Source organism: Flagellimonas amoyensis, assembly GCF_003058265.1.
Taxonomy (GTDB): domain Bacteria; phylum Bacteroidota; class Bacteroidia; order Flavobacteriales; family Flavobacteriaceae; genus Flagellimonas; species Flagellimonas amoyensis.
The window spans coordinates 329,069-342,629 of record NZ_QBUK01000002.1; the positions used below are offsets into that span (position 1 = coordinate 329,069).

Here is a 13,561-nt window from a genome sequence, read left to right on the forward strand (position 1 = left end):
TCTTGGTTATTGTATGTCATCGAGTCCCACAGTCTCAAAAGAGATTCCTTGGTAACGGTCTTGTGGTGTTGGGCCCGTCTCGTAGAGAATGGCAACCCTATCCCCGTTGTAGTTTTCCAGATCGGAATAGGCTGCGAACCCTCTATGGAGCAGATATGAGCGGGGCCAGGTACTTCCGTCGTCCGTACTCAAGCGTATGGTCATGTTCATCCTTTCTATCTGATCGGCAGGATTGGAAAACAGCAGAATGTTGTCCTCAAAATCAAACCGGTGCAAACTGGATTGTACTTTGGGGCTTATAAGGGTATTGTCCAATCCCACATATTCCCATGTATCACCACCGTCAGAGCTTGTGGCCACCTTTCTGCGCTTTTCGTTCCCAGAGTTCCGCATGTTCAGCATGAGATCTCCATTGGAAAGTTCGGCCACTTCGCATTCGTTGGTCTGGACCTCCGGGGAAACACCTCCCAACACCCAGCTTTCTCCATGATCATCGGAATAGATCACATGTGAATACCCCCGTCGCTCACTATCGATATAATCACAGCCTACCATTAGACGATCGGCATAGGGTCCATTTTTAATTTGGATACCAGAACCTGGTCCCGTGGCATACCATCGCCAATTGGGCAATTTTACATCTTCAGTGATCTCTGTGGGAGAGGACCATGATTTTCCTTTATCGGTGGAAGAAAGATGGTAGACACGGCGCGTGTCGATGGAAGTACCATCATTGATAGGGCCGATATCGTCCCTACCATCGTTCCAAGTTGCCAGCAATACCACTTTTTGTGCCACTGCATCCCAAATGGGGGCAGGGTTGCCGCAGGTATTGTCCGCATCGTCCCAGACCACAATGGTTTCACTCCACGTGAATCCATTGTCTTCGGAACGTCTCAATACCAAATCAATGTTCCCCGTATCGCTACAGCTGTTCCTACGGCCTTCAGCAAAGGCCAACAAGGTCATGTCATCCACTCGCAACAGTGCCGGGATACGATAACATGCATAACCTCCTATCCCTTGTTCAAAAAGATAGTTGATTCCTTCTGTACCCGGAAACTCTACAGCTACCGGATCATCGTCATCCATAACGATGCTCCCTCCAGGGGATTCGGTGCATGCGGACAACAGTACTAAAAAAAATATGAGATAACCGTATTTCATTTTATGTGCTTGTAAAGGTTTGTTAGTTTGTTATCCTCAATGTGGTATTGGGTTGAAAAGCCCAAGCCGCTCCATTACCGAATACAAATCATTGTACTGGGTTTCCAATAAGGGTCGTACCGGAGGTTTCGGAGGACCAAAATCATGGCCGACCATTTTCATTATGGTCTTTTGTGCTGAAAGACCATCGTATTTCAAGAAACCATTGATGATCTCTGCCACTTGATGATATTGGGCGACTGCTTTTTGAGGGTCGTTGTTTTTGTGCTGTTCCACAATTTGTTGATACATGGGCAGCATAAAATTGTAGGTGCTTCCTATAAAGGCATCCGCACCCAACGACAATGCAGGTAGAAACAGTTCGTCCACACCAAAGTACATTTTCAATTCCTTCCCAAAAGTGTGTTCGCAGCGAATGTAATCATCCAGATTGCCCGCGGTGTATTTGATTCCTTTGAGTTGGGGCAAACGTCCGGCAATTGCTTCCAGAAAATCGTGCATCTTGAAATTGAGACCGGTCTTTCCAGGAATATGATAGTATATAAATGGCAATTCATCCTGACAGTCTACCATTTTTTGCACCCCATATACCAGATGATCCAAGTTGTTGATGCCATAATAGGTAGGCAGGTTGGCCGAAACGGCGTCAGCACCTACCTCAATGGCATGCTTGGTCAGCAAGGTGCTGGTCTCATGACTGGCATGACTGACACAGATGATGACGGGCACTCTTTTGTTTACGGCCTGCATATAGCTTTCCACAATGGCCATTCGTTGTTCTATACTGCAAGACATTCCTTCCCCGGTACTTCCGGTGAGATAGAACCCTTCTATACCTTGTTCGATCAGATGTTCAACAAGTGGTGGGATAGCTTCCAACTTCAGTTTACCGTCCACATCAAATGGACTGAATCCTGCTGCGATGATCCCTTTAAATTCCAATTTCTTCATGTATGATTTTATTTGTTCAAAAAACACTTGGGATATTGACCATGGATCAGTTCCTATATCCTTCGGTCTGCTCTATAAGTTCATTCTGTGCAATGACATTGTCGTTCACGGGCCATACCAACGGAAGGTTCTTTCCTGCCAAGTTGGGCACTTCGGCATAGATATCGATGGTGCTGCCCGCATCGAACCGCACAAGGTCCCAGTATCTTTTGAGTTCCAAGAAGAGTTCCCTCCCCCGCTCATCCAGAATCTCCCGCTCTACGGTAGGCTGATCGGTAGGTCCTGTGTAGGCTCCGGTTCCTGCCCGCTCCCTGACCGTGTTGATATCGATGATCGCTTCTGCTGTCAATCCTTGGGCTGCCAAGGCTTCCGCCCTCAAAAGCAAAAGTCCGCCCCATCGGTACACAATAATGTCATTGTCATAAAAAGTATCATTATTGTTGTCCGTTCCCTTGAACTTGTTCTGGCTGATGCTCAATACATCCGGATCAGAATCTGCATCCGATCCATCTTGTGTAAGAATTGGAATAAAGCTCCGAGCTGTTCGCTGGTCGTTTGGATTGTTGTAAAGCGCCATGATCTTGTCACTTGGTCTGTAATTATGCCTTGCATTGAAACTGGTCGAAGTGGGAACGTCCGGGTTAAGCTCCCTATCCACATTCACATCCCGTGACGTAATGGTACTTGCATACATACCGGCCTGTTCGTTGAAATCAAAAAAGATGGAAAAGACCACTTCATTGTTTTCCTTGACATCAAAAACATCCCCAAAAGAATTGAGAAGTCCCACACCCTCAATGTCATTGATGGCATCAACAGCTCTAATAAAGTCCTCATTACCACCACCGAGTACCTTGCCTTTCCAAAGACTGGCATCGGCCAAAAGAGCATTGGCCGCAGGGGCTGATGCTGTGTATTTGCTATCTCCGAAACCATTTGAAGGGAATGCCGCCAAGGCATTTTCCAGATCTAACAAAATCTGATCCATGACCTGTGTTGCCGCCGTTCTGCCCACTGATGGGGTTGTTTGGTCCACAGGCTCCAAAATCAAGGGAACATCTCCCCAAATCTTCAGCATTTGGAAATAGACGAAGGCCCTTATGAAATAAGCTTCCCCGAGAATTTGCCCTCTTGTCTGGGAGCTGTTGAATTCAATTTCATCTGCGGTATTGATGACAATATTGGCATTATTGATCAAATTGTAGCTCACCCTCCAGTTGGGTCCGTTTGCCCCACTCAGGTTGTGTGCCCACGAATCCGAAACCGTGCCGATGAGGCCCACATCGAAGGCATCTCCACGATCCTCGCCATATTGGGTGCGGTTGTATTCGTCCCTTACACCATCGTATAGCCCGGTCAAAATGGCCCTTAGGTCACCTTCAGACCTTGGGAAGTTGCCCGTGGTGATGCTGGATGGTATTTCAGTATCCAATGCACTTTTGATGCACGACTGAACCGAAAGGAACAGTATCAGTGCCAGAAATTTATATATAGAAGACAGTTTCATAGTTTTATTTTTTTAAAAAGAGACATTCAATCCGATGATAAGCTGAAAGGGCCTTGGGTATATACCTTCATCCAGACCATCGAACACCTCTGGTGTAAGGCCGGTATACTTGGTCCAGTACCCTAAATTGTTGGCACTGATACTGACATCCAGATTGGAAATCCCGAATTTGTCCAATCCTGCAGATTCGGGGAATTGGTATCCGAGCCATAGTTCACGGAAGGCAATGAAATCGCCCCTGTGATAATACAGTGTACTGGCAGAACCTCCACTACTGCTCGGGGTCAGGTTTCCATTGGATTCCCAAGGGCGAAGGTGGTTCCTATAACCATTGTCAAAATCGGAAGCATTGTCATATCTGGGAAAAACAGCAATGTCCCCCTGTTCTTTCCAAAAGTCGTCCCTGAGGACATCTTTGGTGGTCATTACATTGTTCCGTGCATTGGCATTGGCCCTGGCCCTCCATCCGTTATTGATCACATGCCCGAACGCATAGTCCATTGAGAAACGAAGTTGCAGCCCCTTGTAGGTGAATGTATTGGACATTCCCCCTAATTTGTCCGGTGTTGCAAAGCCGACAAATACCATATCATAGTTATCGATGACACCATCATTGTTGACATCCCTCCAAATAGCATCCCCTCCGTGTTTGGGGTCTCCAAATTTGGACCCTGAGACCAGTAAATCCTCTGGCGCATTGGCGGCTTCTTCATCCGTGGCATAGACCCCTATCATGTCAAAAGCCCAGATTCCGTAGGGTCTTTCCCCTTCAGCAAGTCCCCCGACTTCCATCAGGTCACCGTTATCGTTATAGACCAAACCGTAGTTGATCCTGTTTTTGTCCCTTCCGTTTTCAGGAAGTTTGACCACTGTGGTCCGGTTAAAGGCAAAGTTGAAATCCGTATGCCATTGGAAATCTTCCCCTTTGATGATATCAGCGCCAATTTCCACTTCGATTCCCCTATTTCGGATACTTCCCACATTGTCCCGTATGGAACTGAAACCTGTCTGCTGGGGCATCGGTCTATCAATCAATCGGTCATCCGTGATCTTTTCATAGACATCCAGAAGGAGGTTGATCCTATTATTGAACAGTCCCATGTCCAAACCGATGTCCGTTGAAGTCGTGGTTTCCCATTTTAGGGCCGTATTGGGCAATTGGGTCAACAAGGCTCCTCCTTGGAAACCATAAAGACGAGTAGAAAATTCTCCCTGAGTATCCGAAATGGTAAGCCCGGCAAGCGATCCTGCCTGTCCCCAACTACCCCTCAACTTTAAACGGCTAAGGGCCTTGGACTTCCAAAACGATTCCTGGTGCACATTCCAACCCAAAGAAAATGCCGGGAAGAATGCAAATCGGTTGTCTTCTGCGAATTGCGATGCACCATCGATACGGTAGCTGGCAGAGGCCAGGTATTTCCCCTTAAAGTCATAACTGATACGACCAAAATTACTGAGCAGCTTGTTCTCAACGATGGAACTGGACACCCGCTCCATATCAGTGGCAGAGGCATTGAGGGTCTCGATGATGTCTGTTGCCCCGTTGGAGCCACTTCCATTGATGGATTCCCTTCGGTTCTTGGTGTAGTTCATCCCCCAGAGCAAGTCAAAGTTATGATCTCCAAGAGAGCGATCATAGGTGAATATTCCGTTCAACAACAATTGGTTGTTGGCGACTTCGCTTCTTTCGGCCCGCCTACCTGGAATTTCAGGGGAAGCCCTTTCAAAAAAATTGAAATTGTAATCATCCCTAAAGAAGGAGACCGAAGGTTTGAAATGTAGGTTATCCCAAATATTCCAATCCAACCCAAAGTTCAAGGTATAGTAATAGGTCTTTTGTTCTGCGTCCTGATAATAGAGCTCATGGTAACGGTTTCTGGGAGAACTTGTGGTTTCACCCAATGCAGGGGTTCCATCATCATTCCATAATCTTACCGTATGTGGAAGGCGCGATGACCTGTTTATGGAGTTATTGGCATTTTGGACCTCAGTGTTCCGTTGAAAACTGAAGTTGACCCCTGCATTGGCACTGATCTTATCCGAAAGGTCATAATTTCCATTATAAAGCCCCGTAATCCGATCAAAACCGGTACCCAAAAAGGTTCCATCCTGCTTTAGATACCCCAGACTGATGTTCATGTTGCCATTTTCACTACCTTGGGAAAACCGAACATTGAAATCCTGTAGTTGCGCCGTGGTAAAAATCAGGTCATCATAGTTATTGTCCTTAAAGATCATGGTTCTGCCCGTCACGGGATCCTTCATGGTCTCATATCCTTGATTTTCCAGAAGGTCGGCAACATAGGCCTGTCCTTCCACGCCAATCACATTGTCCAAAAACGCCAATGTGTTTCTATTGAAGCCATAGTCCCCTCGATTGTTCACGGTTTGCACACTATACCCAAAGTTGGTATTGGAAAGCCTGTCCCCTGGGTTTTCCAAGTTGATTCCCTTAGCGGCGGCAATTCGCGACACCTGTATATAATCTTCGGCACTGGTCCATGGATACCTGTTCAATTGCTGGGCGATACCTGACCTATAATTGATGGAAACTGTACCCTTACCATTTCTTTCCCCGGATTTTGTAGTGACCAAAATGATTCCATTTGCGGCCCTGGCACCATAAATGGCTGTTGCCGCTGCATCCTTCAATACTTGTATAGATTCAATATCATGGGGGTTAAGTCCATTCATGTTGTCCCTAAAAACCCCATCAATAATATATAGGGGCCTATTGGCAGAACTTGTACCAGAAACTTGAGTACCACCACGGATGAATACTTGGGCTTCTTCACCAGGCTGTCCTGAAGAGGGCAGAATGCTTAAACCAGCAACCTTTCCTTGTAGGGCTTGAATAGGATTCGCGGACGGATTGCTGTCCACTTGCTCCACTTTTACTTTTGAAACCGCACTGGAAACCAGATTCCTTGATTGTTTGCCATAACCTATGACCACCACATCATCCAATACTTGGGTATCCATATCCAAGGATACATTGATTTCGGCCTGCGAACCTACCACAACTTCCTTGGGCACAAAACCCACATAGGTAAATACTAAGGTCTGGCCTTGATTTGCATTGATTGCGTAGTAGCCATCAAAATCTGCGGCAACACCGTTTGAGGTGCCTTTGACCAATACACTGGTCCCCGGCAAGGGAACCCCTTCGGCATCGACCACCCTTCCCTTTATTTCCTGCTGCCCCATGGCCATTATGGAAACAAGGAACACAAAGGGAACTAAGAGTTTTTTAATTAAGATTGAGTTCATAGTTGTTTGTTAATTTATATTGTAGGACAATATTATGATACGAATATAGTACAATTCTATTGATTACGCCAAAATCTTTTCTATTTTTGTTCGAAATTGCCCTTGGGGCTATATATGATTATATATGAAAGAAAACCACAATACTTTTAGACCCGTCCAGAAGATGACCATGGTAGATCAAGTAGAAAGGTCACTACGTATCTATTTCAAGGAAAACGGATTCAAGCCCGGGGACAATCTGCCCACAGAGAACGAACTGGCCCAGATCATGAATGTAAGCCGCAATGTCATCCGGGAAGCTTTGAGCAGGTTTAGGATGTTGGGGCTCATATCTTCCAACAAGAAAAGTGGGATACATTTGGAAAAATTCAATCTCTTTTCTGCCTTGGAAAGGGTGATGGACCCAAATGTCCTGGACAAATCAACCTTGCACGATTTATTTGAGCTGAGAATCATGCTCGAAATCGGAATGGCCGATGCCATTTATAGGAACATAGCTCCTGAACAAGTACATGGCCTAAGACAGATTGTGGAGGACTTTGAATCCAAAAAGGTGCCGAATAAAATTGAGCATGAGATCAGTTTTCACTCAGAACTTTATAAAATCTCAAAAAATGAAACGCTTTGTGGTTTCCAAAAATACCTGAAGATTGTTTTTGATTATGTATTGAGCCTTGAAGAAGAGATGATGGATACTCCGATCAACAAAAGCAAGGTCACACATTCGGATTTGGTGGACTGTCTGGAAAAAGGTTCGGTCCAAGAGTTCCGGGAACTGATGCACAACCATTTTAACCCGTATTACGAGATGAACTTTTTAAGACAAGGGGGCAAATAATTTTGCCCCCGGTCATTGATCTTGTCATTCCTTGCCGCCCTTCAATATTTCATCAAAAAGAACGGTCTGAAAAGTCATCTGGGCTTGACTTCCCTCATATAATATTCCAATTTTGTCCTCATCGATACTGGTCAAGCAGGAGTATCCGGCACCCCTACCCTCATCCAGTTCTATCCAATGTTCACTGGGCCATGTTCGACCTTCATCAAAACTCACCTTGATGGTCTGTTTCACCCTACTTTCCTTGGAATTGGGATTGGAAAACAGCAAAGCAGTCTTTTTTTCCCCCGCATCATTCGTATAATAATGTTTGTGGATACTGGCCATACATACCGGTTCAATAAGGGCATTGTTCGATGTTGGATGCTCCCCCCAAGTTTGGCCCAGATCATGGGTAACCGCTATTTCCCTTCCATTGGTATCCGTAAAGTTTTTTCTGTTGGCGTTGTACCGCATGTTCAGCATAAGTGACCCGTCGGACAGTTGCACCACCATGCATTCCGTGGTATTTTTTGCCGCAGGTTGGCTCGCGACCCATGTCTTGCCACCGTCCTTGCTATAGGTAATGTTGGAAAAAGGCAGTCCCTCACGGTCCCTTCCCTGTGTAGGAAATACAAGGGTACCATCTTCCAAGGTTATGCCATGACCAGGGGCCGGTGCAAACAACCACCATTTCGGATCTTTGATCATGGGGGTCAGGTTGATGGGTTCTTCCCAAGTCTCTCCATTGTCTGTACTTTTAGTAATGAGGAACTGACTGGTTTGCTTGATGTCCAATCCTGGCTGTGATCCCTTATTCCTCCATTGGTGGTTCCAGTCGTCACTTTCCTCGTTCAATGCTTCCAGCCATTGCCCTTCTTTATTGATTACACCGTGCATCCAGAGACCGACAATGAAAATGTTGCCTGTTTTTTCATCAACCAGAATATTGGCATCACTCACTCCATTGAACTTTTCCGGTAAGTTGCCATAAGTTCCCATATCCAAGGCCACTTGGGTTTCGTTCCAGGTATTGCCTTGATCTAATGACCTGCTTACCCCTATATCTATGTTACCTTGCAAATCTCTGGAAAGGTCCCTTCTTACATCATAAATCGCCATAAGGGTACCTTCGTTGGAAGTGGTAAGCCCCGGAATCCTATAAGTATGGACCCCATCTTGTCCATGCTGCCTCAATGCCACGCCCAAACGCAGTTTATCGATATCATTGTCCTTTGAAATAGTGACTTGCTTTCCATTGATCTTGGTTTCCTTTAATACAGCCTTCACGGTTTGGGTAAGGTCTGCTTTCTCCTGAAGCTCATAGGTAAGCCAATAATAACTCGGGGCATTCTCTAGCTTGACCGATACGTCAAATTTGGTCTCCTTTGCAGGAAGGGTCTCTCCAACCAACATAGCCTCTTTGGTAAACAGGGAGTCCTTCCCTGAAGCGTAAAGACGTATTGTTTTTAGGGCCTCAATATTTTCGTGGGATATTTTTAATTGGATATCAGCTTCCAAAAGGGTATCGTTGGGGATTGGAAAACTAATCCGTAACACCGGATTATCCGATTTGTTCTTCAAAACCGGCCAGTTGAACATTTTGGTATTTGCCGTCTCAAAAGACGTCTTTTGACAACTGGTCATCAATACGGACATAAACAGAAGGGAAAAAACAATTCGATTCATAAAAATTATATTGTAGTACATAATTATAATATTACAAATATACTATAATTTTCTTCTGATAATCTGAAAACTATTATCTTACTGATTATTTGTTCCTGTGAAGTAGCCCGTGATTCCCCTAAAAAGAACCATCTATTGAACACATTTCGTTATTTTTAGGCTTTGTTTTCATTGAATACCCTTTAACTTAATAGATGTATTGGATCATAGCCAGATGAAGATTTCCATAACATATTTTATCTGCGCCTTGTGGTGCTTCCCGATTTTGTCCCAAAATATGCCAGATAGCGAACAGGGCAAATTGGATACATTGACCGTGGACAGCATAGCCCACAGGGGGTATACACTTTGGATCAGGGATCCTTCCCAGTCTGTGCTATTGGGTGAAGAGGCCTATCGGTTGGCAAACGAACTTAAATATGAAAAAGGGGCCGCATTTGCCAAAAGAGTGAGCGGGGTGGCACACTGGACCCTTGGAGAACCCAAACAGGCCTTGTTCGATCTGTATGAAGGATTGGAACGCTACGAAAATCTGGATGATCTTGAGGGCATTTCCAACAGCAAGCTGAACATTGGTATGGTATATGCCGACATTGATGAAGATTCCCTTGCCCTGAAACAGTTCAGCGAGGCCATTATCGGGTTCACCCAGCTCAATCTGGATGATAGGGTCGCAACGGCCTATACCAAACTGGGCACCCTCCAAATGCAGCACGGAAGGCTTGACAAGGCGCACACCAATATCACCAATGCATTGAACATCCATACCCGGAACAATTTTGAATATGGGATGGCCGAGGCCCACAATAGGCTGGGACGATTATACCTGGAACAAGAAAATCTGGAACAGGCCGATTATCATTTGAGGCAATCACTCACATTGTGCAGGAAAATCGATGACAAGGACGGACTGGTGAACAATATCCTCCAATTTGGCAGGTTTTTCAAACTCCAACACGAGTATGAACTGGCCGATATGCACTTCAAACTTGCCTTGGGAAGGGCCAGTGAAATGCACCTCAACAATTACAGGCTTGAAATCCTAAAAAACCTGTCTGACCTCAAAAGGGAAACACAAAAGCCCGATTCCGCCTTGATCTATTTTTCCCAATATGTGGATTTAAAGGATTCCTTGCTTACCCTCAAAAAATCTCGCCAAATAGCCGGACTGGAATTCCGGAACGAGTTGCTCCAAAAAAGCCAGGAGTTGGACAGGCTGTCCGATAAACAGAAAAACAGCAAGACCATCCAGTGGATATTGATCATTGGCATTTGGTTGGTCGTTCTTTTGTCCTTTTTGTTGATCAAAAGCCTTAGACAACGCACCAAAAACCAGAAGAAACTGTTTGAGCAACAACAGGTCATCGCGCAAAAGGAATTGGAAAACCAGCAACTGAAGAGCAAGGACCTGGAAGGTGAACTGGATACCAAGAACAGGGAGCTTACCTCCTACTCCATGAATTTTGTCCAGAAAAATCAACTGCTGGAAGAGTTCCAAAATAAAATTCAGAAGGCACGGAAAACCAAATCCTTGGATGGGGTAGAAAAAATGCTTTCCGAGATGGAAAGGACCATCAAAATGAACCAAGGAAAAGAGAAGGATTGGGAAGATTTCAAGCAACATTTTGAGAATGTACATCCAGATTTTTTCACCTCGCTGAACGAAAAATATCCTGACCTGAGTTCCAACGATCTAAAGGTGGCCGCGCTTACCAGGCTCAATTTATCGATCAAGGAAGCTTCCAATATTCTCGGAATCTCACCTGAAAGCACAAAAACGGCCCGATATCGCCTTCGCAAAAAGATGGGACTGTCCCCGGAAGCCGACCTTTTCAACTTTTTACTGCAATTCAATTAGAATTTTCAAGCATCTGATTTTCTTTTAGTTGAAATCATTTTCACAAAGCCTGTCTACCTGATGTCTACCTGTTTTTGGGTGTAGTCTACATCTTATTGGACCCCTGTACACCCCGTATCAAGCCAATTTCTTTTGGGCAAAAAATGTTGCACTTAAGTTTGCCCCATCAAAAAACGAGCACGAAAGCCGTGTTTATTCATCAATCAATTAAATCATCAAACATGAAACGACAGTTATTCATCCAGAGCTATCAGCCCAATGAAGGGTTGAGAATCATCTGGAAACGCAAGAAAATGATCTTCAACTCCAAGTTTAAATCCAAAATCTGAGCACTATGGAAATCTTACAAAATCTACCGACTCCTCTGGAGATTCTTTTGGACCCTATCTCCTTGGTGGCCCTGGCCATCTATGCAACTCTTATGATCTGGGAAGCCTTGTTTCCGGCCAGGGAACTTCCCAAGATCAAAAACTGGAAGGTGAGGGGATTGCTTTCCTTTGCCGTCTTCTTTTACCTATCCAGTTATCTGCCCATTATCTGGGACGGTACCATCTCCAAATACCAGATTTTTGACCTATCGATTTTAGGCGATATGTGGGGTGGCATTGTTGGAGTGCTTATTTATGAGTTTGGGCTTTTCTTCTGGCATTATAGTATCCACAAAAGTGACCTGCTCTGGAAAGTGTTCCACCAAATGCACCACAGTGCCGAGCGGATAGACACCTATGGTGCGTTCTATTTTAGTCCGATGGACATGGCCGGCTTCACCCTTTTGGGCAGCTTGTGCCTTGTAGGGGTTGCTGGCTTCACCCCAGGGGCCTCCACCATCACGCTGCTGACCACTTTTTTCCTGGGAATATTTCAGCACAGCAACATTGTTACCCCACAATGGCTCGGGTATATCATCCAACGGCCAGAAAGCCATACGATACACCACGCCAAGGGCATCCACGCGTATAACTATTCCGATCTACCCATTTATGATATCATCTTTGGGACGTTCAACAATCCAAAGGGATACTCGAATGAAACTGGATTTTATACCGGGGCCTCGAAGCGGATCAAAGAGATGTTACTGTTCAAAGATGTGACGGAAGAAAACAACAAAAAAGACAAGTAACGGTATTTGTTCCGGCAATGGAAGTCCATTGCCATGTCCATAAATACAATGATCGAGGGCGGCACCTGAATCTTTCAAAGTGTGCCGCTCCTTGTTCATCTACTTTGACATTGGAGAAAAACACCACAAAAACCTATCATCTAAAATGAAAAAATTCCTATTGGCGATTGCCACATCTATCATATTGGTTGCTGACCTAACTGCCCAAGTACAGATGGCAGAATTGGGAGACCATACCCTACGGAACGGTGAAACTCTGGTAAACACAAAACTGGGATATCAAACCTATGGGACACTCAATGAAGAAAAAAACAACGCGATACTCTTCCCCACATGGTACGCTGGCACGGGAGAAAGCCTGAAACCATACATTGGCAGGGAAACCATGATAGACACTACGAAATTTTACCTGATCGTAGTGGATGCTTTGGGTGATGGTATTTCTTCATCGCCCTCCAATACTAGTACAAAACCTGGCACCAAATTTCCAGAATTTGGTATTGGCGACATGGTCGACCTTCAACATAGACTGGTGAAGGACATTTTGAATATCGATCATTTATATGCGGTCATCGGAATATCCATGGGAGGTATGCAGACCTATAAATGGATGGCCAGTTATCCTGATTTTTTTGACAGGGCCATCCCAATTGTGGGCTCTCCCAAATTGTCCGTCTATGATCAACTGAACTATGAAATCTTCAAAAGGGTACTGAACAGCGAGATTCAGCATGGTACTAAGGAAGAAACCTTTTTGATGTTGGAGTATTCGTTGGGACTAACACCGCAATACTATAAAGATGACAATGGATCCATTGAAGAAGTTTTGCGAAAAATCAAAGACGAAGCCCAATACTATGATGTTCGGGACCTGTACAGCCAAATGTTGGCCATTTCCAAACACAATCTGGAAGAGGACCTGGAAAGACGAAATGCGAAAACCTTGTCAGAGGTATTCAAAGGAAAGGCGTTGATCATCTATTCGAACACGGACAATCTGGTGGCACCATCGGCCAATCTGGTTGCCATAGCAGATTTAAAGGCCAAATCCCTGGACCTAAAATCGGATTGCGGCCATTACACCTTTGCATGTGACATGGACAAAATGGGCGAAGCCGTCAGGAACTTTTTAATCGAACCCTAAAAGTGATGCGAATATTCATCCATACAGACATCTACAAA

General features: G+C 45.0%; 9 protein-coding genes. 4 read left to right on the forward strand and 5 right to left on the reverse strand.

The genetic code is table 11. The features are described 5' to 3' along the window. Positions 1-6 precede the first annotated feature (6 nt). From DB398_RS04005 to DB398_RS04020, 4 genes are read right to left on the reverse strand one after another with little or no spacing between them, the layout of a single operon-like run. Positions 7-1,167: a sialidase family protein gene (locus tag DB398_RS04005; protein ID WP_108423108.1), complete on the reverse strand. Its 1,161-nt coding sequence runs from the start codon at positions 1,165-1,167 to the stop codon at positions 7-9. Positions 1,168-1,203: 36 nt separating this feature from the next. Then, positions 1,204-2,118, reverse strand: coding sequence for a dihydrodipicolinate synthase family protein (locus DB398_RS04010; protein WP_108423109.1), 915 nt, complete (start codon positions 2,116-2,118; stop codon positions 1,204-1,206). 46 nt (positions 2,119-2,164) lie between these two features. Beyond that, positions 2,165-3,625, reverse strand: a complete 1,461-nt coding sequence (locus tag DB398_RS04015) for a RagB/SusD family nutrient uptake outer membrane protein (RefSeq protein WP_108423110.1) — start codon at positions 3,623-3,625, stop codon at positions 2,165-2,167. Positions 3,626-3,637: 12 nt separating this feature from the next. Continuing rightward, positions 3,638-6,895: a SusC/RagA family TonB-linked outer membrane protein gene (locus DB398_RS04020; protein ID WP_108423111.1), complete on the reverse strand. Its 3,258-nt coding sequence runs from the start codon at positions 6,893-6,895 to the stop codon at positions 3,638-3,640. Between the two features lie 124 nt (positions 6,896-7,019). On the opposite strand from DB398_RS04020, the gene DB398_RS04025 reads away from it, so the two are divergent. Beyond that, positions 7,020-7,733, forward strand: coding sequence for a FadR/GntR family transcriptional regulator (locus tag DB398_RS04025; RefSeq protein WP_108423112.1), 714 nt, complete (start codon positions 7,020-7,022; stop codon positions 7,731-7,733). Positions 7,734-7,757: 24 nt separating this feature from the next. Here the strand turns inward: DB398_RS04025 and DB398_RS04030 are convergent, their stop codons facing one another. Continuing rightward, the gene (locus tag DB398_RS04030; RefSeq protein WP_199913348.1) at positions 7,758-9,401 is read right to left on the reverse strand and encodes a sialidase family protein; all 1,644 of its coding nucleotides are present in this window, start codon (positions 9,399-9,401) and stop codon (positions 7,758-7,760) included. A gap of 277 nt (positions 9,402-9,678) precedes the next feature. Here DB398_RS04030 and DB398_RS04035 point away from each other — a divergent pair, with 277 nt between their 5' ends. From DB398_RS04035 to DB398_RS04045, 3 genes are all read left to right on the forward strand, one after another. Continuing rightward, on the forward strand, positions 9,679-11,259 hold the full coding sequence (locus DB398_RS04035; protein ID WP_159076301.1) for a tetratricopeptide repeat protein: 1,581 nt from the start codon (positions 9,679-9,681) through the stop codon (positions 11,257-11,259). A 334-nt stretch (positions 11,260-11,593) separates the two neighbouring features. Beyond that, positions 11,594-12,379, forward strand: coding sequence for a sterol desaturase family protein (locus tag DB398_RS04040; RefSeq protein WP_108423114.1), 786 nt, complete (start codon positions 11,594-11,596; stop codon positions 12,377-12,379). 145 nt (positions 12,380-12,524) lie between these two features. Next, the gene (locus tag DB398_RS04045; protein WP_108423115.1) at positions 12,525-13,523 is read left to right on the forward strand and encodes an alpha/beta hydrolase; all 999 of its coding nucleotides are present in this window, start codon (positions 12,525-12,527) and stop codon (positions 13,521-13,523) included. Positions 13,524-13,561: the final 38 nt, after the last annotated feature.